The sequence below is a fragment of the Mycolicibacterium frederiksbergense genome (genome assembly GCF_012223425.1).
Taxonomy (GTDB): Bacteria; Actinomycetota; Actinomycetes; order Mycobacteriales; family Mycobacteriaceae; genus Mycobacterium; species Mycobacterium frederiksbergense.
This window is the reverse complement of the sequence record NZ_CP038799.1, coordinates 1,810,072-1,833,902: the sequence shown is the minus strand read 5'-3', so window position 1 is coordinate 1,833,902 and position 23,831 is coordinate 1,810,072. Positions and strand designations below refer to the sequence as shown.

The 23,831-nt window shown below is 68.0% G+C and carries 21 protein-coding genes; 8 read left to right on the top strand and 13 right to left on the bottom strand.

Annotation, left to right across the window (positions count from 1 at the left end; genetic code table 11):
• The first annotated feature begins 43 nt into the window (after positions 1-43).
• The gene (locus EXE63_RS11835; RefSeq protein WP_105361772.1) at positions 44-409 is read left to right on the top strand and encodes a nuclear transport factor 2 family protein; all 366 of its coding nucleotides are present in this window, start codon (positions 44-46) and stop codon (positions 407-409) included.
• Positions 410-1,273 (top strand): glucose-1-phosphate thymidylyltransferase RfbA, encoded by an 864-nt coding sequence (gene rfbA / locus EXE63_RS11830; protein ID WP_168142121.1) that lies wholly within the window; start codon positions 410-412, stop codon positions 1,271-1,273.
• A gap of 80 nt (positions 1,274-1,353) precedes the next feature.
• Here rfbA and EXE63_RS11825 read toward each other — a convergent pair whose 3' ends face one another.
• Positions 1,354-2,559, bottom strand: a complete 1,206-nt coding sequence (locus EXE63_RS11825; protein ID WP_168142120.1) for a YibE/F family protein — start codon at positions 2,557-2,559, stop codon at positions 1,354-1,356.
• A gap of 49 nt (positions 2,560-2,608) precedes the next feature.
• Entirely contained in the window at positions 2,609-3,880 is a 1,272-nt protein-coding gene (locus EXE63_RS11820; RefSeq protein ID WP_301335182.1) for a pyridoxal phosphate-dependent aminotransferase, read from the bottom strand.
• Positions 3,881-4,074: 194 nt separating this feature from the next.
• Here EXE63_RS11820 and EXE63_RS11815 point away from each other — a divergent pair, with 194 nt between their 5' ends.
• On the top strand, positions 4,075-4,434 hold the full coding sequence (locus EXE63_RS11815) for a hypothetical protein (protein ID WP_234904460.1): 360 nt from the start codon (positions 4,075-4,077) through the stop codon (positions 4,432-4,434).
• Positions 4,435-4,512: 78 nt separating this feature from the next.
• On the opposite strand, the gene EXE63_RS11810 is transcribed toward EXE63_RS11815, so the two are convergent.
• The 3 genes from EXE63_RS11810 to EXE63_RS11800 all read right to left on the bottom strand — a co-directional run bounded on the left by EXE63_RS11810 (position 4,513) and on the right by EXE63_RS11800 (position 12,074).
• Positions 4,513-7,641, bottom strand: coding sequence for a heterodisulfide reductase-related iron-sulfur binding cluster (locus tag EXE63_RS11810; protein WP_168145534.1), 3,129 nt, complete (start codon positions 7,639-7,641; stop codon positions 4,513-4,515).
• Positions 7,642-7,845: 204 nt separating this feature from the next.
• On the bottom strand, positions 7,846-10,269 hold the full coding sequence (iniR, locus tag EXE63_RS11805) for an isoniazid response ATPase/transcriptional regulator IniR (protein WP_234904458.1): 2,424 nt from the start codon (positions 10,267-10,269) through the stop codon (positions 7,846-7,848).
• A 5-nt stretch (positions 10,270-10,274) separates the two neighbouring features.
• A complete protein-coding gene (locus tag EXE63_RS11800; RefSeq protein WP_168142117.1) occupies positions 10,275-12,074 on the bottom strand; it encodes an Hsp70 family protein in 1,800 nt (599 codons plus the stop codon).
• A gap of 275 nt (positions 12,075-12,349) precedes the next feature.
• Between EXE63_RS11800 and EXE63_RS11795 the strand changes: the two genes are divergently transcribed.
• From EXE63_RS11795 to EXE63_RS11780, 4 genes are all read left to right on the top strand, one after another.
• Positions 12,350-12,856, top strand: coding sequence for an Rv0340 family IniB-related protein (locus EXE63_RS11795; protein WP_168142116.1), 507 nt, complete (start codon positions 12,350-12,352; stop codon positions 12,854-12,856).
• A 292-nt stretch (positions 12,857-13,148) separates the two neighbouring features.
• Positions 13,149-14,108 carry an IniB N-terminal domain-containing protein gene (locus tag EXE63_RS11790; RefSeq protein WP_168142115.1) on the top strand — a complete coding sequence of 320 codons (960 nt, stop codon included), beginning with the start codon at positions 13,149-13,151 and terminating at the stop codon, positions 14,106-14,108.
• A 78-nt stretch (positions 14,109-14,186) separates the two neighbouring features.
• On the top strand, positions 14,187-16,028 hold the full coding sequence (locus tag EXE63_RS11785; RefSeq protein ID WP_168142114.1) for a dynamin family protein: 1,842 nt from the start codon (positions 14,187-14,189) through the stop codon (positions 16,026-16,028).
• A 106-nt stretch (positions 16,029-16,134) separates the two neighbouring features.
• Entirely contained in the window at positions 16,135-17,634 is a 1,500-nt protein-coding gene (locus tag EXE63_RS11780; RefSeq protein ID WP_168142113.1) for a dynamin family protein, read from the top strand.
• A 3-nt stretch (positions 17,635-17,637) separates the two neighbouring features.
• On the opposite strand, the gene EXE63_RS11775 is transcribed toward EXE63_RS11780, so the two are convergent.
• From EXE63_RS11775 to EXE63_RS11740, 8 genes are all read right to left on the bottom strand, one after another.
• Positions 17,638-18,048 carry a hypothetical protein gene (locus EXE63_RS11775; protein WP_234904457.1) on the bottom strand — a complete coding sequence of 137 codons (411 nt, stop codon included), beginning with the start codon at positions 18,046-18,048 and terminating at the stop codon, positions 17,638-17,640.
• A 22-nt stretch (positions 18,049-18,070) separates the two neighbouring features.
• Complete coding sequence (locus EXE63_RS11770; RefSeq protein ID WP_168142112.1) at positions 18,071-19,012, bottom strand: LLM class F420-dependent oxidoreductase; 942 nt, start codon at positions 19,010-19,012, stop codon at positions 18,071-18,073.
• Positions 19,013-19,031: 19 nt separating this feature from the next.
• Complete coding sequence (locus EXE63_RS11765; RefSeq protein ID WP_168142111.1) at positions 19,032-19,583, bottom strand: DUF6461 domain-containing protein; 552 nt, start codon at positions 19,581-19,583, stop codon at positions 19,032-19,034.
• Positions 19,580-20,203 carry a TIGR03085 family metal-binding protein gene (locus tag EXE63_RS11760; protein ID WP_168142110.1) on the bottom strand — a complete coding sequence of 208 codons (624 nt, stop codon included), beginning with the start codon at positions 20,201-20,203 and terminating at the stop codon, positions 19,580-19,582. The genes EXE63_RS11765 and EXE63_RS11760 overlap by 4 nt, the downstream gene beginning before the upstream one ends.
• Before the next feature lie 16 nt (positions 20,204-20,219).
• The gene (locus EXE63_RS11755) at positions 20,220-20,774 is read right to left on the bottom strand and encodes a hypothetical protein (RefSeq protein WP_234904456.1); all 555 of its coding nucleotides are present in this window, start codon (positions 20,772-20,774) and stop codon (positions 20,220-20,222) included.
• A 75-nt stretch (positions 20,775-20,849) separates the two neighbouring features.
• The gene (locus tag EXE63_RS11750) at positions 20,850-21,851 is read right to left on the bottom strand and encodes an acetamidase/formamidase family protein (protein WP_168142109.1); all 1,002 of its coding nucleotides are present in this window, start codon (positions 21,849-21,851) and stop codon (positions 20,850-20,852) included.
• The gene (locus EXE63_RS11745; protein ID WP_168142108.1) at positions 21,838-22,638 is read right to left on the bottom strand and encodes a CbtA family protein; all 801 of its coding nucleotides are present in this window, start codon (positions 22,636-22,638) and stop codon (positions 21,838-21,840) included. Before EXE63_RS11745 ends, EXE63_RS11750 begins: the two co-directional genes overlap by 14 nt.
• Before the next feature lie 11 nt (positions 22,639-22,649).
• Positions 22,650-22,871: a CbtB domain-containing protein gene (locus EXE63_RS11740; protein ID WP_105364681.1), complete on the bottom strand. Its 222-nt coding sequence runs from the start codon at positions 22,869-22,871 to the stop codon at positions 22,650-22,652.
• Between the two features lie 261 nt (positions 22,872-23,132).
• On the opposite strand from EXE63_RS11740, the gene nthB reads away from it, so the two are divergent.
• On the top strand, positions 23,133-23,831 hold the full coding sequence (gene nthB, locus EXE63_RS11735) for a nitrile hydratase subunit beta (RefSeq protein ID WP_168142107.1): 699 nt from the start codon (positions 23,133-23,135) through the stop codon (positions 23,829-23,831).

The following is a 23,831-nucleotide window of genomic DNA, read 5'->3' as shown; positions in this document are numbered from 1 at the left end:
CAGGTCGCTTCGCTCCTGCCCGCCGAACTCTAAGGTTGGACCCATGAGTACCTCGGAGATCGCCACCGTCCTTGCCTGGCACGACGCGCTGAACGCCGGCGACAACGACACCCTGCTGGCCCTGTGCAGCGAAGATGTCGAGGTCGGCGACTCGAACGGTGCGTTCCAGGGACACCAGGCCCTGCTCGACTGGGTGCAGAACTCCGGCCGCGGCGTCGTCGAGGTCGGCAAGCTGTACGTGCACGACGGCGTCGTCGTCGCCGAACAGACCGCCACCGGCGCCGACGGAGTGGCCGACGCATCGGCGTTCCGGGTCGTGCACGACCATGTGACTTCGGTGTTCCGGCACGAGACGCTGGAGGCAGCGCTGGCTGCGACCGGCCTCACCGAACGGGACCTCGACACCTAGATGCGCGGCATCATCCTGGCCGGGGGATCGGGCACCCGGTTGCATCCGATCACCCGGGGGATCAGCAAGCAGCTGCTGCCGGTCTATGACAAGCCGCTGATCTACTACCCGCTGAGCACACTGATGATGGCGGGCATCCGCGATATCCAGATCATCACCACCGGCCATGACGCTGCGGCGTTTCACCGCTTGCTCGGCGATGGTGCCGATCTGGGCATCAACCTGACCTACGCGGTGCAGGACGAACCCGACGGACTGGCGCAGGCCTTCGTGATCGGCGCCGACCACATCGGCAACGAGCCGGTGGCACTGGTGTTGGGCGACAACATCTTCTACGGGCCCGGCCTGGGCACCGGGCTGCGGCGCTTCCAGAATGTCAGCGGCGGAGCCATTTTCGCGTACTGGGTGGCCAATCCGTCGGCCTACGGTGTCGTGACGTTCGACGCCGACGGCAAGGCGCAGTCGCTGGAGGAGAAACCCGCCACACCGAAATCGCATTACGCGGTGCCCGGGCTGTACTTCTACGACAACGACGTCGTGGAGATCGCCCGGTCGCTGCAGAAGTCCGCCCGCGGGGAGTACGAGATCACCGAGATCAATCAGATCTACCTGGCCCAGGGCAGGCTCTCGGTGGAGACGCTGGCCCGCGGCACCGCCTGGCTGGACACCGGGACCTTCGATTCTCTGCTGGACGCAAGCGATTTCGTGCGGACCATCGAGCAGCGCCAGGGTCTGAAGATCAGCGCCCCCGAGGAGGTGGCGTGGCGGCTGGGCTTCATCGACGACGACCAACTCGCCGCGCGGGCGCAGGGTCTGCTCAAGTCCGGTTACGGGGCGTATCTGTTGGAGTTGTTGCAGCGGTGACGTGGCGCGAGATTGCACTTGGCGACACCGCTACTCGCACTTTTGCGCGATAACCGCAATCTGGCGCGCCTGGCGTTGGTTCAGCTGGTTGCGGCGCGCGATGCAGGGGTCGACAGCACCGCGGCGATCGCCGTCGTCAACGGCACCGAGAGCGCCAGCGCGATTCCGCCGACCGCGGAACGGGCGATCTCGATGGCCACGCTCTCGCTGACCAACACATCACCCAGCGACCGGTTGGCCACGCTGAACAGCAGCAGCAGCGGCAGCGCGCTGCCGGCATAGGCCAGCACCAGGGTGTAGACGGTGCTGGCGATATGGTCGCGACCCACCCGCATGGCGCCGAAGAAGACCGCACGCCGGGAATCGCTGTGCTCGGCCAGCTCGAAGGCCGTCGAGGCCTGCGTGACGGTCACATCGTTGAGCACGCCGAGCGAGCCGATGATGAACCCGGCCAGTAGCAGACCGGTGATCGACACCCCGCCGAGATAGGTGGCGACGGCGTTGTTCTCCTCTTCGGACAACCCGGTCAGTTGGGTCAGTTCGATTGCCCCCCAGGACAACACGGTGGCGAGCACCAGCGAGGTCAGGGTGCCGAGCAGGGCGGCGCTGGTGCGCAGGCTCACGCCGTGCGCCAGATAGAGCACGGCGTAGAGGATCATTGATGACGCGACCAGCGCCACCGGAATGGCGCCGGCGCCGTCACGCAGCGCGGGCAGCATGAACACCACCAGCACTCCGAAGGCGACGACGATGCCGATCAGCGCCCGCAGCCCGCGCCAGCCCGCGATCGCCACGACCACCACCGCGAAGCCGGCGGCCAGTACCGCCAGCGGCCAGGCCCGCTCATAGTCGTAGAACGAGTAGGCCGTGGTGCCGGTGGGATCGACGGCGCGCGTGATCCGGATGTCATCACCGACGACCAGCTGAGGCTGACCGGGACCGCCGCTGAACTCGAGCAGGGTGTAGGCCCCGGCGTTGGGCCCGGAGTCGATGGCGATGAACGCCTGGGTGCAGTGCGCGTCCGCACCTGCCGTCGCCGACGGTGCGGCGGTGATCACCACTCCGACCGATGGCCCGCCGCACTCCGCGGCGCTGAGGGACTGCACATGCCCGGCTTCGGTGCTGACGCTGCCGCCGGCGGAGCTCTGGAACGGAAGCGGGATGTCGACCTTCTGCTGGCTCGGCCACAACCAGGCCGCGCCGGCCAGCGTCGCCACGCCGAGAGCGATGAGCAGACCGACCACGACCCGGGCCGCCAACGGGCCCAGCGGTGCCGGACCGCTCATTGAGTGGGAATGCGAGTGTGCCACCGCAACAGCGTAGGCGGCGCCAGGACTACTGCCGGTAGCTCACCAGGAAGTTGCCGAGGCGTTCGATGGCATTGGCCAGATCGCGCGACCACGGCAGCGTCACGATGCGCAGGTGATCGGGTGTGGGCCAATTGAATCCGGTGCCCTGGGTGACCAGGATCTTCTCCTGCAGCAGCAGGTCGAGCACCAGTTGCTCGTCATCGTGGATGTCGTAGACCTCGGGGTCCAGCCGGGGGAAGGCGTACAGCGCGCCCTCGGGCTTGACGCAGGACACGCCGGGGATCTCGTTGAGTTTTGTCCAGGCGGTGTCGCGCTGCTCGAGCAGCCGGCCGCCCGGCAGTACCAGGTCGTCGATGCTCTGATGCCCGCCGAGGGCGACCTGAATCGCATGCTGGGCGGGCACATTCGGGCACAGCCGCATGTTGGCGAGCAGGTTGATGCCCTCCAGGAAGCTGCTCGCATGCTCCTTGGGCCCGGTGATGACCAGCCAGCCCGAGCGGTATCCCGCCACCCGGTAGGCCTTGGACAGGCCGTTGAACGTCAGGCACAGCATGTCGGGCGCCAGCGTCGCCAGGCTGATGTGCTTGGCGTCGTCGTAGAGGATCTTGTCGTAGATCTCGTCGGCCAGCAGCAGCAGCTGATGCTTGCGCGCGAGTTCGACCATCTGCTCCAGGATTTCGCGGCTGTACACCGCGCCGGTCGGGTTGTTCGGGTTGATCACGACCAGCGCCTTGGTGCGGTCGGTGATCTTGGACTCCAGGTCGGCGATATCGGGATTCCAGCCCTGGGTTTCGTCGCACATGTAGTGCACCGGGGTGCCGCCGGCCAGTGCCGTCGACGCCGTCCACAGCGGATAGTCCGGCGCCGGGATCAGCACCTGGTCACCGTTGTCGAGCAGGGCCTGCAGGGTCATGGTGATGAGCTCGGAGACGCCGTTGCCGAGGAAGACGTCGTCGACGTCGAATTTCGGGAAGCCCTCGACGAGCTCGTAGCGGGTGAAGACCGCGCGGCGGGCCGGGATGATGCCCTTGGAGTCGGAGTAGCCCTGTGCGTGCGGCAGCGCACCGATGATGTCGCGCATGATCACATCGGGGGCCTCGAAGCCGAACGGCGCCGGGTTGCCGATGTTGAGCTTGAGGATGCGGTGTCCTTCGGCCTCCAGCCGCGAGGCGTGCTCGTGTACCGGGCCGCGGATCTCGTAAAGGACGTCCTGCAGCTTGGTGGACTGTGCGAACGTCCGCGGCCGAGGCTGGTGGCTGGAATGCCACGTCTTGTCGGGCAGCTGGTGGGTACTCACGGGGTCAAGTGTCCCACGGGCTCGCAAACCGATTTTCTGGCCGAAGTAACAATTCGGCACCCGCCATATAAATTGACGGGTATATCCGGTGCGTATCTGCTGTTTTTGGGTGGCGCGGTGCTATTTTCCGGATCATTATGACGTCGATAACACGTTCGCTGGGCGCGGCATTCGGGATCACCGTGGTGGTGGGGATGGCATTCGCCGTTCCCGCGCAGGCGGAGCCCCCGCTGCTCAATGGCAGCTTTTCCGGCGCGGAGGGTGACCCCGAGAACGTCTGGAACATCGCCAGTACCTGCGGGCCGGCCGGCTGCGCGGGAACCGTCGCGAGCAATCAGGGCTGGACGAGCCCGATGACCCTGACAAACGGCATCTGGTATTTCACCGTCACCAAGCCCGACGGATTCATTTGTGCGGACGGCAGCTATCAGCCGGCGATCATTTCGATGGAGGTCGATCCGTCGACGCTGCGCGGCATATTGTCCGCCGACTCCAATGGCGCGTGCCCGGGCGGTATCACCAGGGCAACGCCATTCCAGTTGAAACAGGTCTAGAACGAGGCCGAATGGCCAGTTATGACACGTATGTGGGCTGAAACCGTGTCATAACTGGCCACTGGGCGGAGTTGAGCGTCAGCGCTTACCGGGCCGGCGGGCGCCCTTGGCGATACCGAGACCCTTGACCGGTGCCTCGTCGCCGACCACGCGGTCACCGCCGCCGGAGCCGTTGGACGACGGCGCAGCGGGTGCTTCGGGTGTTTCGTCGACGGCCTCGGGCTCGGCTTCAGCGGCAGGCTCGGGCGCAGCTTCCGCGGGTGCGGCCGGAGCAGCAGCCTTGGGGGCCGCCTTCTTGGCACCCGGACGACGTGCGCCGGCGGCGATACCCAGACCCACCACCGGCGGCTCGGGGGTGGCCGGTTCGGCAGGCTCGGCCGCGGGGGCCTCGGCCACCGGGGCCTCCTCGGCCTTCGGGGCAGCAGGCGCCGCCGCAGCGGGAGCAGCCTTCTTCGCACCCGGACGGCGCGCACCCGTGGCGATCCCGAGTCCCTTGACCTCGGGCTCGGGGGTGGCGGGCGCGGACTCGGCAGCAGGCTCGGCGGCGGGCGCCGGTGCGGCAGCCGCCGAAGCGGATTTCTTCGCGCCGGGACGCTTTGCGCCGCCGGCCAATCCGAGTCCCTTGACCGGTGCCGCGGGGGCGGCTGCCTCGGCCGCGGGGGCGGCGTCGGCGGCCGGTGCGGCGGCTTTCTTGGCGCCGGGACGCTTTGCGCCGCCGGCCAATCCGAGTCCCTTGACCGGTGCGGCGGCCTCGGCAGGCGCGGCCTCGGCCGCCGGTGCGGCGGCCTTCTTTGCTCCCGGACGCTTGGCCCCACCGGCCATGCCCAGGCCGGTGACCGGAGCCGCTGCAGCCGGAGCAGCGGGCTTGTCGGCCTGCTCCTCGGCATCTTCCTCGACGGCGGGAGCGGCCGCGGCGGCGGCAGCTTCCTGCTCGGCTTCCAGCGCGGCGCGCGCCTCGGCACGCTCGGCGGATGCCGCTGCGGCGGTGCCCTTTTCGGGCAGCGTGTACAGGCTGGTGTCCAGCGAGCTCAGCAGCAGCTGCGCGACGTCGAGCACCTCGACCTTCTCGATGTCGCGGGTGGCGGAGACGTCGTCGACGCCGTCGGTGATCATCACGCGGCAGAACGGGCAACCCGTCGCGATCGCGGAGGCCCCGGTGTCGATGGCCTCTTCGGTGCGCTCGGTGTTGACGCGCTTACCGATGTGCTCTTCCATCCACATCCGGGCACCACCGGCACCACAGCACAGGCCGCGGTCGGCGTGGCGGGGCATCTCGGTGAGCTTGGCGCCGGCCGCGCCGACCAGCTCACGCGGGGCCTCGTACTCCTTGTTGTGCCGGCCCAGGAAGCACGGATCGTGGTAGGTGACTTCCTGGTCGACCGAGGTCACCGGGATGAGCCGCTTGTCGCGCACCAGCCGGTTCAGCAGCTGGGTGTGGTGCACCACGGTGTAGTTGCTGCCGAGCTGCGGGTATTCGCGGTTGATGGTGTTGTAGCAGTGCGGGCAGGTGACGACGACCTTGCGGTCGACGGCCTCGACGCCCTCGAACAGCTCGTTGATGGTCTCGACGTTCTGCGCCGCGAGCTGCTGGAACAGGAATTCGTTGCCGGCACGCCGGGCGGAGTCGCCGGTGCAGGTCTCCCCGGTGCCGAGCACCAGGTACTTCACGCCCGCGGTGGCGAGCAGTTCGGCGACCGCCTTGGTGGTCTTCTTGGCACGGTCCTCGTAGGCACCCGCGCAACCGACCCAGAAGAGGTACTCGAAACCGTCGAACGAGTCCACGTCTTCGCCGTAGACCGGGACGTCGAAGTCGACCTCGTCGATCCAGTTGGTGCGGTCCTTGGCGTTCTGGCCCCAGGGGTTGCCCTTGTTCTCCAGGTTCTTGAACAGCACGCCGAGTTCGCCGGGGAACTCGGATTCGACCATGACCTGGTAGCGGCGCATGTCCACGATGTGGTCGATGTGCTCGATATCGACCGGGCACTGCTCGACGCACGCACCGCAGTTGGTGCAGGACCACAGCACGTCGGGATCGATGACGCCGCCCTGCTCAAGGGTGCCGACCAGGGGCCGGGTCGCCTGCAGCGGGGAATCGGCGGGGATGCGCTCGAAGCCGGACTCCGGGACGTGGTCGTGCGAGTGCTTCTCGTCGTGCTTCTCGCCCATCACCTCTGCGCCGACGCCACCCTCGGGGGTGTTCTCCAGCGGCGTCTCTTTGCCGTCGAGGAAGTACGGCGCCTTCGCGAACATGTGATCGCGCAGGTTCATGATCACGAGCTTGGGGGACAGCGGCTTGCCGGTGTTCCAGGCCGGGCACTGCGACTGGCAGCGGCCGCACTCGGTGCAAGTGGTGAAGTCGAGGTAACCCTTCCAGCTGAAGTCCTCGATCTTGCCGCGACCGAACACGGCGTCCTCGGCGGGATCGTCGAAGTCGATCGGCTCGCCCTTGTGCTCCATGGGCAGCAAGGGGCCCAGGCCGTCGGGCAGCCGCTTGAAGGTGACGTTGATCGGTGCCAGGCCGATGTGCAGGTGCTTGGAGTGCAGCACGATCAGCAGGAACACCAGCATGACGCCGATGTGGCCCATCAGCGCCAACGTCTCGATCCACATGTTCGCGGTCGCGCCGAGCGGAGCCAGCAGCCACGCCATGCCATCGGAGAGGAACGCGCCCGACTGGTAGGGGAACTCTTCGCCGAGCACGTTGACCGCGGCACCGCGGAATAGCACGTAGGTGGCGATGACCAGGAAGATCATGAAGAGGATTTCCCACGCGCCGCCGGTGTGCGAGCCGTAGAAGCGGGATTCGCGCCCGATCTTCTTGGGCTCGCGGGTCACGCGGATGATCGCGAAGGTCAGGATGCCGAGCAGCACCATGAGGGCGAAGAAGTCCTGCAGGAAGCCCAGCACGGGCCAGCGGCCGACGAACGGGATGTGGAATTCGGGGTCGAACAGCACACCGAACGCCTCGACGTACACCGAGCCCAGGACGAAGAAGCCCCACATGGTGAAGAAGTGCGCGATACCGGGGATCGACCATTTCAGGAGCTTCGACTGGGCGAAGACTTCCTTGTTCTGGTTCAGGAAACGCTTGACCAGATCGTTCTTGCGGCCGCGCTCGTCGCCCACCTTCTGGCCCGAGCTGATCAGCTTCGTCAGCCACAGCACGCGCTTGGCGGCGAACACCAAGACGACAGCGGTCATCAGCATTGCGAGGACCAACCTGCTCACTTCGAGCGTGTGCTGCACCGCGTGCCTCCCCGAGGTTTAAGTTACTTGCCGGTAACTTGAGTATAGTTACTGATCGGTAACTTAGGCTATTTGCCTGCTCATAGTTACATCACCGTTTGCCGCACCGCTAGCAAGGCTGACCTAACTCACTAGTTGGTCGCCCCCGCGCACGGGTGCCGACGATCAGGCGGGCGTGCCCAGCAGGGCCCGCAACATGGACAGCATCTCCGAGCGGGACTCCGCTCCGAGGCGGCGCCGGATGCGTGCCACGTGATGTTCGACGGTCTTGGCCGAGATGAAAAGTTGGCTGCCGATATCGCGGTAGGGCATCCCGAGCAACAGCAGCTCGGCGACCTCGCGCTCGCGATCCGACAGCCGCGATGACGGCGCCGCAGCCGGGCGTGCGGAGGCGCCGGGCGGCGGGACCGCCTCGTCGGGGACCGCCGGTCCGTCCGGGGCATCGGGGGTGGTGGACTTCAGGTCCCGTGCCAGTTGCAGCATCACCCCGGACACCCGAGGATCGGGTGTCTGCAATGCGGCCTGACTGGCCAGCCGGGTGGCATCCCAGGTCAGCCCGAACTGCGCGAGCGCGCGCGCCGCCAACGTCACGTCATCGACGTCGACCTGATGGGCGAGCACCCGCAACCACGACCGCCCGGCCGTCGCCAGCGCCCGCGCATAGCTGCTGTCCGCGGCCGCCGCGGTGAGCGCCTGACCGTGCGGGGCGACGGCCTCCGGTGAATTGGCCAGGATCCCGGCGTGCACCCCGGCCCAGTGCAGCGGCACCGACCACAGCGGCGGGCGGCCCAAGGAGTCGAGCAGCCCGAGTGCGTCGTCGAGCTGATGTTGCAGCCGGTCCACCTGACGCAGACGGGCCGCCGCGACCCACAGCTCGCCCAGCGGCAGCAGTGCGAAGAGGTCCGTCGAATACTCCGCCAGCACTTCCATGGCGGCGTACCAGTGCTGCTGCATCGCGCCGGTATCGCCGGCACGGCGCGCGATCGCGGTGCGCAGGGCCGCCGACCAGAGGGCGTCGCGGCGGTGCAAGGTTGTCGGGTCGACGGCCGCGGCATCGGTGGCGGCCCGGTTGAGCTGACCGTCCAGCATCCGGGTCCAGCCCAGCAGAAGCCGGTGGCGGTGGGCGGTGAAGAAGTCGCCGTGTCCGGGTGCGGCACCCGCGGCGCGTCCGATGATGCTGCGGGCGCGCACCGGGTCCCCGCCGTGCAACGCGGCCAAGGTGACCAGGGCGGCAGGGCTGTCCGGTGCGACCCGGCTGGACGACCACTCCGCGGTGATCGCCTGGCTCAGCCGGCCGATCGCGGCGGGGAACGGACGATCCAGGGTGGAGAGCAGACCCTCGGCCAGGCTTCGGGCACCGCGCGCCGTCGAGGTCGGGGGCCCATTGTCCGGTACATCGAGTGCGGCCCGGGCGGTGGCGATGTCACCGGTGGCGATCGACACCACGGCCGCTGCCGAACCGATGAACGCATCCGGGTACGGGCCGAGCCAGCGGAACAGGTCGGCCGCAGCCGCTGCACTGCCGTCATGCATGGACACACTCGCCGCGATCCGCACCGCCGCGGCCCGCTGCGCGGGGTCGGTGGAGCCGAGCAGTTCGTCGGCCAGGCGCGCCGCCGTCGCGCAGTCACCGGTCAGCGCCAGCGCGTCGCCGAGTTCGGTGCTCAGCTGGGTCGAGCCGGCCTCGGAGGCTGCGCGGTACAGCCGGGCCGCGTGTGCGGGATCGTCGCGGTGTCGTGCCGCCAGGGCGGTCAGCGCGTCGGCGAGCCGGCCGTCCCGCAATCCGTGTTCGGCCATGCCGAGCGCCAGATCGGCTGACAGCGTGCTCATTCCGAGCTGTGAATGCAGCAGTGCGACCTCGGTGTCGTGGTGGCGTGCCGTGCCGATGATCTCAGCCACCGCCTGGTGCAGGGTGCGCCGGAACGCCAGGTGCTGACCGGGTTCCAGCAACCCACTGGCCCGGGCTCGATCCACAAGTGCTTGGGCCGCAACGGCGTCCACTCGCAGCGCGGCGGCAATATCGTCGGGTCCGAGGCGCGGATCCAGTGAGCACAGCAGCAAGGTGTCGAGCACCGGTTGATCGAGGCGGCGCAACCGTTCCACGAGCGCGAACCGGGCCGCGTCGGCCGGTGCCGCGGCGCCCTCGGCGGCCGCGAGCAGAAACGGTATCCCCGCTGTCGCGGCGAGCAGATCGTCCACCCGCTCGATACCCGGCAGGTCGGCGGCCGCCCGGGCGCCCAAGGTCACCGCGGGATTCTCCCGGGTCAACGCCAGCGTCAGCGCACGAAGAGGGCCGTGGTGGGCCAGTGGCTCGGCGGCGACGACAACGGTGCGGCCCGGTTCGGCGGCCCGCTCGCAGAGCAACGCGAGCTCGTCATCGGCGAGCAGATGGGCGTCATCGACGATCAAGGCCCCGGGGCTGTCGTCGGCGGGCCGGCCCAGCACCGGCACACCCGCGTCGCGCAACGCGGTGCGCACCGCGCTGAGCAGAGTCGTCTTGCCTGCGCCGATCCCCCCGGAGACCAGCACCTTCACCGGCTCGGAGGGAGCCGCGAGCAACGCCGCGATCGCGCCGGAGTCCGGGCCCACGACGACTATCCGCCTTCGATGATGGGCTCCACGGGATCGGGTTCCGGTATCGGCTCCGGCTCGGGTTCGGGCTGCGGGGCCACCGTGGTGGTCGTGACCGGCGGCTGGGTCGTGGTGGTGACCGGCCTCGTGGTGGTCGTCGTCGGCGGAGTCGTCGTGGTCGTTGTCGTGGTGGTCGTCGTGGTGGTGGTGGTCGTGGTGGTCGACGACGTCGTCGACGGAGTGGTGGTGGTCGTGGTGGTCGTCGTCGGCGGCGGGGGCGGCGGAACCTCCGAGGTCGTCACGACACCGTCGTCACCGGTGACGGTCACCGTCTGGGGCTCGGTCACCACCGGTACGCCGGGCTGCCCGGGCTCGGTGGAGAAGCTTGTCGCGGTCTCGGTGACCGGACCGCTGGGGCTGCTGGTCCCGGTGAGGGTGACGGCGAGACCGCCGACGGCCAGCAGCGCGGCCGCCGCGGCGGCACCGAACAGCAGCGGCGGGCGTTTGTACCAGGGCAGCGGTTCGGGCTCAGCGGGGTAGTCATCTTCGCCGGGGGCGAAGGCTATCGGCGGGCGGGCGTCGGTAGGGCTTGCGGCATAACCGGTTTCGTAATCTGGACCCTGGTAGGGAACTGGCTCACCGGTCGGTGCGTCGTCATCCTGGGACCACGCCAGCCCGCCGGGGGCCTCCGCGCCGGCGGCTGCGGCGCCGGCACCGGCTGCGGCACCGGCCCAACCCATCGTCGGCGCCATCCCGGTGGGTGCGGAATCCGGGCTCGCGGCCGGGGCCAGGCCCGTCGCCGCGCCGGCCTCGGAGGCAAGGTCCGCGACCAGAGAGGCGCCGGCCGCCGCGAGGGTGGCGGACTGCGGGGCGGTGACCACCGGAACCTGCAGGCGCTCGGAGAGTCGTTGTGTGACAAGCGGAATAGCGGCACCGCCGCCGACCATTGCGACCGCGCTCAACCGACCGGGCGCAATACCGCTCCGCTGCAACAGTTCTTCGATGGCGGCCAACAGCCCGCCCAGCGGTGGGTCGATGAGCTGGTCGAGTTCGGCGCGGGTGACCCGGACATCGGAGCTGTAGCCGGGCAGCTCGGCGGGTATCACGGTGGCGGTGTCGGCGGACAGCCGTTCCTTGGCTCGGCGGCACTCATCGCGCAGCCGTCCCAGTGACCCGACGGCGGCGGTGCCCGCCGGGTCGGCGTCGCCGGCATCGGCGATACCGGCGATGACATGGTTGAGCAGCGCCTGATCGATCTGTTCACCGGAGAAATCGGCGTACCGCAGGGTCGCGCCGATCAGCGCGAGCTGCGCGCCGGCGTCGGCCAGCGTGACGCTGGTGCCGGTGCCGCCGAGATCGACGAGGGCCACCACGCCCTGGGCAGGCAGGCTGGCGCGCAGACCGGCCAGTGCGGCCACCGAATCCGGCACCACCGCCGCGGTGGCCAGGCTGGGCTTGTTCCGCAGCGCGGTCTGCAAGGCGGCCACCACCGCGGGCGCCCAGTGCGCGGGCAACGCAATGGTGATGGGGTTGCCGCCACCGACGGTGTGCGCCATGGCGTCGAGCGCCTCGGCGAGGACCTGATCGCCGCGGTGTGAGGAGCCGTCGGAGGCCACCAACGGCACCGGGTCTCCGACGCGGTCCACGAAACCGCCGAGCACCAGGCCGGGCTGGCCCAGGTTGGGGTTCTCGCTGGGGACGCCGACCTCGGGGGCGCGATCACTGAACAGGGTCAGCACCGAGCGGCGCGTGACCGGTGGCCGCCCGTCGCGGGCCGCCACCAGATTGGTCATCCCGACGGACAATCCGAGCGAGTCGCTCATGCGGCCTCCTCGCAGGCTCGGACGCCGCATGTCTGTCCGATGATTCGCTCGCAGGCGTCGCTCATGCAGTCTCCTTAGGCAAACACTCACCTTAACGGCTGGGATACCCGGCCAGCGGGATTCCCCCTAACGTGTCGGAACCCCTAACGGTCAATCCCCTAATGGGTGCCCGCGGCGGCTGGGTTGAACACCGATCTCACCGGCGCTCCCCGTCGATAACATCGGCTCACAGGCTTCAGATGTAACTCCAGGAAAGATGGGGCGCGGACCAACTCATGGCCAACTCATTGCTCGACTTCGTGATGTCACTGGTGCGGGACTCCGACGCTGCGGCACGCTACGCCGCTGATCCCGCGGCGGCCATTGCCGATGCCAACCTGCCCGATGTCACCAGTGCCGATGTGGACCAGTTGATCCCGGTCGTCGCCGAATCGCTCTCGTCGGCCGTACCCGGCCTCGACGCCACCAGCTGGGCCGGCACCCTGCCCGCGGTCGATTCCAATGTCTGGACCAGCGGCGCAGCCACCGCGGCCTTCGACGCGTTCGGTATCGACGATTCGGTGCCGGTGATCGGCATTGACGACGTGGACGGCCTGGATGAACTGCCCGTCCACGACGTGTCGACCATCACCGACGACGGCCTCGGCGTGATCCAGGGCCTGGAAGACGAGTACGCCGACATCCCGGTCAACACCGTGGTCGAGGACATCCCGGTGCACGACAGCATCCTCGACCATGAATGGAGTGCCCCGGACGCGTCCGGTTTCGACGTCTTCGACTGAGCACGCTCCACCGAAGCCCGCCCCAGCTGCGATTTTTCGCGGCGGGCGGGCTTTTTTTGCGCCGGCGACCCAACCCCCCAGCACCACTTCCCGGGTCGCTGCGCTCCTGCCCTCCGCGACCCCCTAATCCCCTAATGGGGGCACCCCCCACACCCCGGTACGGGGTCCGCGGAGGAGGGGATTCGGCCCCGTTTCATGGGGGCCTCCGCGCTCATAACGTTGTCCTCAGTTCGCCGGACCACCCAGCGACAGGATCTCAAAACCCTGAACCAGAACCAGGAAAGGCACTCCAATGACCACCATCATCGACTACATCCTCGACCTCTTCCGCAGCCCCGACCTGGCCGGCGCCTTCGTGAACAACCCGGAGCAGGCCCTGCGGGACGCCGGCCTGCCCAACGTCACCGCCGCCCAGCTGTCGGCCGTCGCGGCCACCGCCGCGCCGGCCGGTGTGGCCCTCGGCGGCGGGGACCCGGTCCTCGGCCTGCAGCGCGCGGTCGCCGATCACCACAGCCTGGCCAACTCGTTCGCGCCGATGTACGCCCCGCAGCGGACCTTCGCTCCGGAAACCGACATTGCCAGCCACAACCGGACCAACGCCGAGTTCCTGAGCCCGGATCAGAGCTCCGGTGCCAACTCGCAGGTCGGCGGATTCAACCTCGGCTTCGGCGATATCACCTTCGGCAACAAGACCTCCAACACCGCCACCGACGGCGGGGTCGTGGTCGACGGTGACAACGCGGGAACCGTCACCACCGGTAACGGCAACGTGGTCGGTGACGAGAACATCACCGGCGAGGACATCGTGGTCGGTGACGAGAACATCACCGGTGACGACAACGTGGTCGGCGACGACAACACCAAGGTCGACGTCGAAACCGGCAACCACTCACCGGTGGTGATCGGCGACGAGAACGAGGTGGAGGACAACTCCCAGACCGCCGGCGACGACATCATCTCCGACAACGACGGCCCCGTGCTCAACGACGTCGACACCAGCGGTGGCAACGGCGGGGGCTCGGTGGCCGGTGGCGGCCTCATCGGCGGTGGGCACTCCAGCGGCGGCGACGCCGGTAGCGGCGGCGGTATCACCATCATCGACAACTCCGGCTCCCTGGACGCCAGCGATGACGACAGCGTGGTCACCACCGTCGTGGACACCGATATCGACAACTCGGTGGACAACTCCGTCAACAACACCCTCGACGTGGACAACACCATCGAGACGAACGTCGACGCCGGACTCTTCTGACAAGACCCGCCTGGCGGGGACCGCCTACCGGTCCCCGCCAGTCGGCGCGCCTACGGTTGACAGCCAGGAGAGGACGAGATGACGCAACCGAAGTCCGGACCCGATGCGCCGGCACGACCTGTCAAGGTGATCGTCGAACTCATCGACCACACCACCAGGATCGCCGGTCTGTACGACCGCGCCGACCTGGCGGAACGGTTGCGCATCGCCAAGGAGCGGATCACCGATCCGCAGATCCGGGTGGTCATCGCCGGTCAGCTCAAACAGGGCAAGAGTCAACTGCTCAACTCGCTGCTGAACATCCCGGTGGCCCGGGTCGGTGACGACGAGAGCACCGTGCTGGCCACCGTGGTCTACTACGCCGAGACACCGACCGCGCGACTGGTGGTGGTGACTCCCGACGGTGCCGATGCGGAGTTCGTCGACATCGACATGGCGGAGCTGAAGAACGATCTGCGCCGGGCACCGGCCGCGCAGGGGCGCGAGGTGCTCCGGGTCGAGGTCGGCGTGCCCAGCCAGATGCTGAAGAACGGCCTGGCGTTCGTGGACACCCCCGGCGTCGGCGGGCACGGCCAGCCCCACCTGTCGGCGACGCTGGGTCTGTTGCCGGACGCCGATGCTGTGCTGATGATCAGCGACACCAGCCAGGAATTCACCGAACCGGAGCTGACCTTCATCCGGCAGGCCGTCGAAATCTGCCCGACCGCAACAATTGTGGCCAGCAAGACCGATCTGTACCCGCACTGGCGCGATATCGTCGCCGCCAATGAGGCGCACCTGCGCCGCGCCGCCGTCAGCACCCCGGTGATCCCGGCGAGTTCGGTGTTGCGCAGCCACGCCGTCACCCTCAACGACAAAGAGCTCAACGAGGAGTCGAACTTCCCGGCCATCATCAAGTTCCTGTCCGAGAAGGTGATGTCACGGGAGAACGACCGGATCCGGGACCACGTTCTCGGCGAGATCCGCTCCGCCGCAGAGCATCTGACGCTCACCGTGCACAGCGAGCTGTCGGTGCTCAACGATCCGGCCGCCCGTGAGCGGCTCACCGCTGATCTGGAGCGGCGCAAGGAGGAAGCCCAGGACGCATTGCAGCAGACCGCGCTGTGGCAGCAGACGCTCAACGACGGCATCGCCGACCTGACCGCCGATGTCGATCACGATCTGCGCAACCGATTCCGGCTCATCACCGCCCACACCGAGAAGGTGATCGACGGCTGCGACCCCACCCAGCATTGGGCCGAGATCGGCACCGAACTGGAGACCTCCGTCGCCACCGCCGTCGGCGACAACTTCGTCTGGGCCTACCAGCGGGCCGAGGCCCTGGCGGCCGAGGTCGCCCGGCTGTTCACCGAAGCGGGCCTGGACGTCGTCGAGCTGCCCGAGGTCAGCGCCCGCGACATGGGCGCCGGTTTCGGGGAGTTCAAATCGGTATCCAGGCTGGAGGCCAAACCGATCAAGGCCGGCCACAAGGTGGTCACCGGTATGCGCGGTTCCTACGGCGGCATCCTGATGTTCGGCATGCTCACCTCGTTCGCCGGGCTGGGCATGTTCAACCCGTTGTCGCTGGGGGCGGGATTCCTGTTGGGCCGCAAGGCCTACAAGGAGGACATGGAGAACCGGATGCTGCGCGTGCGCAACGAGGCGAAGACCAATGCGCGCCGGTTCGTCGACGACATCGCCTTCATCGTGAACAAGGAGTCCCGGGACCGGTTGCGTACGGTGCAGCGGCAGCTGCGCGACCACTACCGCGGTATCGCCAACCAGACCAGTCGTTCGCTCAACGAGTCGCTGCAGGCCACCCTCGCGTCGGCGAAGATGGAAGAGGACCAGCGCAACACCCGGATCAAGGAGCTCGAACGCCAGCTCAACATCCTCAAGCAGGTCGTCGACAACGTCGACAAACTCGTTGCCGCCGGTTGATTCCCCGTCGCTTCGCCCGCCCGCTGGGCTGGATTCCCCGTCGCTTCGCTCACCCGCTGGGCTGGATTCCCCGTCGCTTCGCTCGCCCCTTTAAGCTGGGCCCGACATGAGCACCAGCGAACACGTCCGCGCCATTCTCGGCGGCACGATTGCGGCTTACCGGGCCGATCCGATGTATCGGCAGCGCCCCGATGTGCACGCCGAACTCGAACGGATCGAGCGCCGGCTGAACGAGCCGATGCGGATCGCGCTGGCCGGGACCCTGAAGGCCGGTAAGTCCACGCTGGTCAATGCGCTCGTCGGAGAGGACATCGCCCCGACCGATGCCACCGAGGCCACCCGCATCGTCACCCGGTTCCGGCATGGGCCGTCCCCGAAGGTGACGGCGAATCACCGCGACGGCGGACGGTCGAACGTCCCGATCGCCCGCGCCGCCGGCGACCAGCAACGCAGCCTGACATTCAGCTTCAGCGGGCTGAACCCCGAGGACGTCGAGGATCTCGACGTCGAATGGCCCGCCGCCGAACTGATCGACACCACGATCATCGACACACCGGGCACCTCCTCGCTCTCGCGCGATGTGTCACAGCGGACGCTGCGGCTACTGATTCCCCAGGACGGCGTGCCCCGGGTGGACGCCGTGGTGTTCCTGCTGCGCACCCTCAATGCCGCCGACATCGCGCTGCTCAAACAGATCGGTGAACTCGTCGGCGGGTCCTCGGGAGCGCTCGGCGTGATCGGGGTGGCGTCCCGCGCCGACGAGATCGGCGCCGGACGCATCGACGCCATGCTCTCGGCCCGCGATGTCGCCACCCGCTTCACCGCCGAGATGGACAAGACCGGGATCTGCCAGGCGGTGGTGCCGGTGTCCGGGTTGCTCGCGCTGACCGCGCGCACGCTGCGCCAGAGTGAGTTCGTCGCGCTGGAGAAGCTGGCCGGGGTGCCGCCCGCGGAGCTGGCCAAGGCGATGTTGAGCGTCGACCGGTTCGTGCGGGAGGACGCCGCGCTGCCGGTGGACGCCGCGACCCGCGCCGCCCTGCTCGAGCGGTTCGGGATGTTCGGCATCCGGATCTCCATCGCCGTGCTCAGCGCCGGGATCGCCGATTCGGTGGCGCTGGCCGACGAACTCCTGGAGCGCAGCGGCCTGATCGCGCTGCGTGACGTCATCGACCAGCAGTTCGCGCAGCGCTCCGATCTGCTCAAGGCGCATACGGCACTGCTGTCTCTGCGCCGATTCGTCCAGGTCAACCCGATCTACGCCGGCCGGCAGATCCTCGCCGACATCGACCCGCTGCTTGCCGATGCGCACGCCTTCGAGGAACTGCGCTTGTTGAGCCAATTACGTTCCCGGCCAACCACATTGACCGAAGATGAGATGTCGTCACTGCGACGACTGATCGGCGGCTCGGGAACCGACGCGGCCAGCAGGCTCGGCCTGGGCCCCGACGCGCCGAACGACGGCCCGCGCGCCGCGTTCGCCGCCACCCAGCGATGGCGCCGCCGGGCCGACCATCCGCTCAACGATCCGTTCACCACCAGGGCCTGCCGGGCGGCCGTGCGCAGCGCCGAGGGACTGGTTGCGGAGTTCCACGCCCGGGGCAGGTAGTCGTCAGGGCCGCGGGTACAGCGTCCTGGTCTCGTTCTGACGCGCCCGGCGCCGAGTGGTGGTGGTCTCGTCGTCGTCGTCGTCATCGTCGTTCGCCCGCGATCGTGGGGTCCGAGTCGGCCGCTCAGAGGAGGACGAGGTCTCCGAGGAGGACGACGGGCCGATCACATCGCTGATATCGGTGGTCTCTACCGGCCTGGTGGGGCTGGTGGTACCCGTGGTCGTCGTGATGGTCGCGCTGCTGGAACTGTCCGAGAACGGCGTCACGTACTCCAGAGGTGCCGGCTCGGTGCCGCCGGCCTGCCGGACCACGAACATCGTCAACCACACGACCAGTCCGATGGCCGCGAGCGCGGCCACACTGGCGGCCAACAGGGTGGGCGTTCGCTCATGCCATTTGGGATCGCCCGTCACGGCCACCGATAGTAGCCCCGGATCAATCCAGCTGCCGGATGACCTCCGAGGCGAAGAACGCCAGGTGGTCGAGATCGGACATATCCAGAACCTGCAGGTAGACGCGCTGGACTCCGGCCCGGGTGAAGGCGCCCAGCTTGTCGGCGATCTCCCCGGCGGAGCCCGCGAGCGGTGAGTTGCCGCGCATCTCGTCAAGTTCGCGCCCGATCGCCGCGGCCCGCCTGGTGAGCTCGGCCTCGTCGCTGCCCGCGCACAGGACGAAGCAGGCCGAGTACACCAGCGAATCCGGGGCGCGGCCGGCGTCGGCGACCGCGGTCGCCACCCGGTCGTATTGCGCTGTCAGGTCTTCCAGCGAGGCGAAGGGGATGTTGAACTCGTCGGCGAACTGCGCGGTGAGCGCCGGTGTCCGCTTGGGGCCTGCGCCGCCGATGATGATCGGCGGACGCGGGGTCTGTGCGGGCTTGGGCAGCGCCGGCGAATCCTTGACGATGTAATGCGTTCCGGCGTAATCGAAGGTGTCACCGACCGGGGTGCCCCACAACCCGGTCAGGATGTGCAACTGCTCGGTGAGACGGTCGAAGCGTTCGCCCAGCGGCGGGAACGGGATGGCGTAGGCCAGATGCTCGGACTCGAACCAGCCGGCGCCGATGCCGAGTTCGACTCGGCCGCCGCTCATTTCGTCCACCTGCGCGACGGCGATGGCCAACGGTCCAGGGTGGCGGAAGGTGGCCGATGTGACCATGGTGCCCAACCGGATGGTGTTGGTTTCCCGCGCGATGCCGGCCAGCGTCACCCACGAATCCGTGGGGCCGGGCAGGCCGTCACCGGCCATGGCCAGGTAGTGATCGGACCGGAAGAAGGCGGAGTATCCGAGTTGTTCGGCGGCTTGTGCGACGGCGAGCTGGTCGGCGTACGTGGCGCCCTGCTGGGGTTCGACGAAGACACGGAAGTCGAGGGAAGGCATGCCGACAACGATAGTTGGTTCACCCGGGCAGGGCGGCGACCGCGACGGTGAACGCGGCCCGCTCGAAGAATTCGGGGGAACAGCTCACCCCGGTGATGCGCTCGGCCAACGTGAACCCCGCTGCGGTCAGGTCGCTACCGAGATCCTGCAGGTCACCGAGCGCATCGGGTTCGGCGCCGAGGCGCTCGTCCGGGAACAGCAGATCGACGTCGAGCAGCAGCCGGCCGTCACGCCACCAGTGGAAGCGGCTCACCGAGTTGATATTGCGGAAATGCGAGACGATGGTCCGGCCCTCCGACAGCGGGCCGGTGGCCGCCTCGGTCACGCCGAGGTAGCCGTTCAGCTCGGCGATCACCGCCCAGCCGGGAGCGGCGTCGGTGACCGCGATGATCGCCTCGTCGGGCCGGTAGCCGGCATCCCAGCGTTCGACGGTCCGCGACACCACGGCATCGATACCGTGGACCTGCGCCAGCGTGCTCGCCCCGAGCGCGGTGATGAGCGCGGCGGGGGTGATACCGCTGATCAGCGTGACGCAGTGCCCCTCGGCGGTCCAGGCCCAGTCGACCGTCACAGGCCGCGGTGGCTGCCCTGCACCGCGGCGATCGCGTCGGCGTCCCCGTCGAAGCTGACCCGGGCGGGTTCGCGGCCCGCGGCGAACAACAGCAGTTCGCCGGGATCGCCGCTGACGGTCACCGGCGATCCCTTGCCTGCGGTGGTCAGCACCTTGCCGTCTCGGGTGGTCAGCGATACCCGGGCCGGTGCCCTGGACAGTGTCATGCGTGCGAACATGCGGACCTGGCCGGCCAGGGCGTCTGTGGTCTCCTGATCGAGAACCCTTGGTTCCCAGTCTGTTCCGGCGCGACGGACATCCTCGTGATGGATGAACATCTCGGTGACGTTCGCGAACCGGTCGATCAGGATGAACGGGGAGTACAGCGGCGGGCCGGCGGCCACCTGGGCGAGCAGGTCGGGCCAGTCGGTGGAGGCCGTCACCTGATCCTGCACGCGGGCGGTGTAACCGGCCAGCTTGGGCACCAGGATTCCGGGGGCGGCGTCGAGGCGGCGTTCCCGGACCACCAGATGCGCGGCCAGATCACGGGTGTTCCAACCCGCGCACAGCGTGGGTGCGTCGGGGCCGGTGGCGCGCAGGGTGTCCACCAGCGCCGCACGTTCCTTGCGGGCAATGCTCATGTCGCGACACGGTCCATCAGTACGTCTCCACCCCTTCGATTCGGACGAACATGCCATGCCCGGTGCCGTCGTTGGTGAAACGCGTGCCGGCCTCCGATGCCTCGATGGTCCAGCCCAGTGCGGTGTAGGTCCGGTAGTCCAGTGGCACGGTCGGGATGTCGCCGAGGTTGCCGGATACCCAGGTGACGGCGCCGTCGGCGTTGAGGTTGACGCCGTTGGCCGGGAATCCGTCGATGCTCGGCGACTTCTCGAACTCGGCCTCGCAGCTCACCGCCTCGACGTTGAGCTGACAGCGGGTCAACCCCGACTTCGTCTCGAGGTAGACGTAGCCGTTCTGCGGTGCGAGAGCCTCGGCTGCCGGGGGCCGGGGTGTGGCCGATGACGGCGGAGGTGCCGGGGTCGCCGAGGTGGTGCGACTGGGTCGCGTCGTCGGGAAGTCCGGTTCGGTGCCCGAGGGTGCCGAACCGACCGGGTTTCCGTCGGTGCTGTCACTGCATCCGGCGAGCACCACGGTGAGCGCGACGGCGCCGGCCCCGATGCACGCTGCTGCCCGTATCGCCCTGCCTGCCACGAGGTCGAGGCTACCGGGCTGAACCCCGAATACCGTTCGATGACATCGGCGACGGCACGTCGGTGTCGAGTGCAGCTAGGTCAATGTGGCGCCGCGGCGCCGCATCAGCTGGTGCATTGCCTGGTACGGGCTGCATTGTGGAATCAGCGATTTGTGGATCTTGGTCACGGCGCTGTAGTTGACGTCGACCACGTTTGCCAGTGGCGACAGACAGAGCTGGGCGCACAATTGGTAGGCGTCCATGGTGCCCAGCCCGTACAACTCACTGAGCCAACGCACCATCTCGACCTGGCTGCAGCGCCACGCGTCCTCCAGCGGACGTGCCGATCCGACGGTCAGGATGGCGTCGTCGTGTTCCATCCGCGGCCACGCGGGGGCATGGCCTTTGATGAGATCGACGATCAGCGTGACATTCATGGCTCCTTCGAGAGCGGTGCCGCAGGTTTCGCCCTCGCCTTGCCGGTAGTGGCCGTCGCCCACCGAGAACGCCGCACCGTCGACGTTGACCCCCAGATAGACGGTGGTGCCCGCCCGCAGTTCGGGGGTGTCCATATTGCCGCCGAAGTAGTCGGGGACCAGCGTCGTGCGCACCTCGCGTAGCGCCGGCGCCACGCCGAGCGTTCCCAACATCGGGGCCAGCGGCAGCTCCCAGGAGAAATCGCCTTCGTGGGCGACGAACGTCGCCGACGACGCTGCACGGTCGACGGCGTAGATCCAGGTCAGTTCCGGCAGGGGAGCCTGCAGACCGGCGGTGCGATCGGTGCCGGTGAGGGCGCCGAACAGCGGAATCGTCGTCGATGCCGCCCAGTCGCGCGCGGGTTCCAGCGACACGATGTGCACCGCAAGGGTGTCTCCGGGTTCGGCTCCGGTGACATGAAATGGGCCGGTCTGGGGATTGAGTTCCTTCGGATTGAGCACCTCGCTGGGCTTGTCGCCGACGGAGGTGACCCGGCCGGCGAAGGCATCCTCCGTCCACAGCCGCAGCGCGGTCCCGGGCTCGACCTCCATCACCGGGTCGGCGCCGCCGAACGTCCAGACGTACTGGTCGGGGGTCGGTGTGAACTCAACGATGCGCATACAATTCACCTCCGGTGGTCTTGCCCGCCTTCACCACACTGGGAAGCAGCACGGCATAGCTGCCCGCGATGACGAACCACAACAACGCCTGGCAGATCAGCGCATCGGTGCGAAAGTCGGCCAGCAGGTCGGCGGGGAACCCGGGGAACAGCAGTGTGCCGTCTGAATCGGTGATGGCCGAGGGCGTTTCGCGGAAGGAGGGCAGCGCGATGACCACCGCTGATATCGCTGCCAGGTATCCGACGCACCCCGTGACCGCTGCCGCGCAGCCGCCCAGGCGGGGTGCCAGCCGTAGTGCTGCAGTACCCGCGACCGCCGCCAGTGCCACCGACGCGATGATCACCGCGAGGTAGGCGGTGGTGCGGTCACCGGCTGACTCCGGTTGTCCCACACCGGGAAGATTGGCCGGATAGGCCACCCAGGGCACCACCGCCACGGTGACGAACCCCGCCACCGCTGCCAGGACCGCCACCAGTCGGGGGTCCGCCGTGATCCGGTGCCGCTGCAGCGTGGCCAACACGATGCTCACCGCCACGGCGAACAGGGCGCCGGTGATGATTGCGAACATGATCGTGCCGACGCCCGCCCCGATGTTCTCCTGGACAGTACGGGCGAACACCTCATGCTCGTGGGCGTGCTCGCCACCGGCCGCGGCGTGTGACCGCGCCTCCTCGTAGGAGATGGCCTCGGTGATCAGCGGAGCAATCTGCGTGCGGGCGTAGAGAAATGAGGCACTGCCGGCCAATGCGCCGGAAAGCAACCCGAGCCCGATGATCTTCTTTTCCATGATGATTCCGATCAGTGGCAGGGGAAGCCGAGCAGGTGGCGGGCATCGTGAAGGAACTCGTGCACGTGGGTGTCGGATCCGAACACCGAGACCGCCCCCTGGTCGTAGCCGAGGAAGTAGTAGGCGATGAGCGCCAGCACGGTGGTGCTCGTGAGCCACAGTGCGGTACTGGTCGTGGCACTGTCCGGCAGCGCCACTCCGATGGACTTGGTTCCGGTATCTGCAGTCGACATCTGTGACTTCCTCTCGTGGGGTCAATTACTTCCAATTAACAACTATTTCGTGACGACCACAGTGTGCGAAGCAACGGATGACCGCGTCAACTCCTATGGGCACTTGAGCTGGCTTGGAAACCCATATTTAACCTGCCCGGACGCGAAAGTTAAGTGCTTGTAACAGCTGCGCCGTCGGATTGCGAAGCGCCTTGTGGGTGTTCATAGTTCCAGGTGGAAGTATTACAGATCCCAAGTAAAGAAGCGGAGGTGCGATCGGCAATGCATGGTCCACACGATGTCGGTGGCCGGGACGGGCTGGGCCCCGTCGCCACCGAGTTCCTGGAACCGGGTATCCCGGACTGGCGCTACCCGTTCGAGGGTCGGATGCACGCGGTCACGGCAATGGCCCTGCAGCAGGGCGTGTTCAATCTCGACGAACAACGGCACGGAATCGAGTTGATGAAGTGGAGTGACTACACCGACTCCACCTACTACTCACACTGGTTGTTCTCGGTGGAGAAACTGCTCAACGACAAGGGGATCATCTCGCACGAGGAGGTTGATCAGCGGATGAAGGAGCTGGGCGCACCGGCGATGACGCCGCACCCGGACAAGCCCGAGACGCTCTCGCCGCTCGCCGAGAACATGATGGATTTCATCTGGAACGGCACCCCGCATGACCTCCCGGCGACCAGCCCGCCGGTGTATGAGATCGGCGCCGCCGTGCGGGTGCTCAACCTCCACGAGTCCACCCACAACCGCCTGCCCGGCTATCTGAATCGCGCCACCGGCGAGGTGGTCAAGCAGTACGGGGCCTATCGCGATCCGGCCGCCAGCGCGCACCGGCAGGTCGAGGAGCCCCACCAGCTCTACATGGTGCGCTTCAGTGCCACCGAACTGTGGGGCGACACCGTGACCGAAGAGTTCGATCTCTACGCAGACCTGTTCGAGGGATACCTCGAGCCGGCCGGCGCCTGA

What these genes read in the sequence shown, in the direction of transcription:
- EXE63_RS11835 (WP_105361772.1), top strand. Translation starts at nt 44, where the DNA reads ATGAGTACCTCGGAGATCGCCACCGTCCTTGCCTGGCACGACGCGCTG.
- EXE63_RS11785 (WP_168142114.1), top strand. Translation starts at nt 14,187, where the DNA reads ATGACGCAACCGAAGTCCGGACCCGATGCGCCGGCACGACCTGTCAAG.
- EXE63_RS11825 (WP_168142120.1), bottom strand. Translation starts at nt 2,559, where the DNA reads ATGAGCGGTCCGGCACCGCTGGGCCCGTTGGCGGCCCGGGTCGTGGTC.
- EXE63_RS11780 (WP_168142113.1), top strand. Translation starts at nt 16,135, where the DNA reads ATGAGCACCAGCGAACACGTCCGCGCCATTCTCGGCGGCACGATTGCG.
- EXE63_RS11750 (WP_168142109.1), bottom strand. Translation starts at nt 21,851, where the DNA reads ATGCGCATCGTTGAGTTCACACCGACCCCCGACCAGTACGTCTGGACG.
- nthB (WP_168142107.1), top strand. Translation starts at nt 23,133, where the DNA reads ATGCATGGTCCACACGATGTCGGTGGCCGGGACGGGCTGGGCCCCGTC.
- EXE63_RS11795 (WP_168142116.1), top strand. Translation starts at nt 12,350, where the DNA reads ATGGCCAACTCATTGCTCGACTTCGTGATGTCACTGGTGCGGGACTCC.
- EXE63_RS11745 (WP_168142108.1), bottom strand. Translation starts at nt 22,638, where the DNA reads ATGGAAAAGAAGATCATCGGGCTCGGGTTGCTTTCCGGCGCATTGGCC.
- EXE63_RS11800 (WP_168142117.1), bottom strand. Translation starts at nt 12,074, where the DNA reads ATGAGCGACTCGCTCGGATTGTCCGTCGGGATGACCAATCTGGTGGCG.
- EXE63_RS11740 (WP_105364681.1), bottom strand. Translation starts at nt 22,871, where the DNA reads ATGTCGACTGCAGATACCGGAACCAAGTCCATCGGAGTGGCGCTGCCG.
- EXE63_RS11815 (WP_234904460.1), top strand. Translation starts at nt 4,075, where the DNA reads ATGGCATTCGCCGTTCCCGCGCAGGCGGAGCCCCCGCTGCTCAATGGC.
- EXE63_RS11790 (WP_168142115.1), top strand. Translation starts at nt 13,149, where the DNA reads ATGACCACCATCATCGACTACATCCTCGACCTCTTCCGCAGCCCCGAC.
- EXE63_RS11760 (WP_168142110.1), bottom strand. Translation starts at nt 20,203, where the DNA reads ATGAGCATTGCCCGCAAGGAACGTGCGGCGCTGGTGGACACCCTGCGC.
- rfbA (WP_168142121.1), top strand. Translation starts at nt 410, where the DNA reads ATGCGCGGCATCATCCTGGCCGGGGGATCGGGCACCCGGTTGCATCCG.
- EXE63_RS11770 (WP_168142112.1), bottom strand. Translation starts at nt 19,012, where the DNA reads ATGCCTTCCCTCGACTTCCGTGTCTTCGTCGAACCCCAGCAGGGCGCC.
- EXE63_RS11810 (WP_168145534.1), bottom strand. Translation starts at nt 7,641, where the DNA reads ATGCTGATGACCGCTGTCGTCTTGGTGTTCGCCGCCAAGCGCGTGCTG.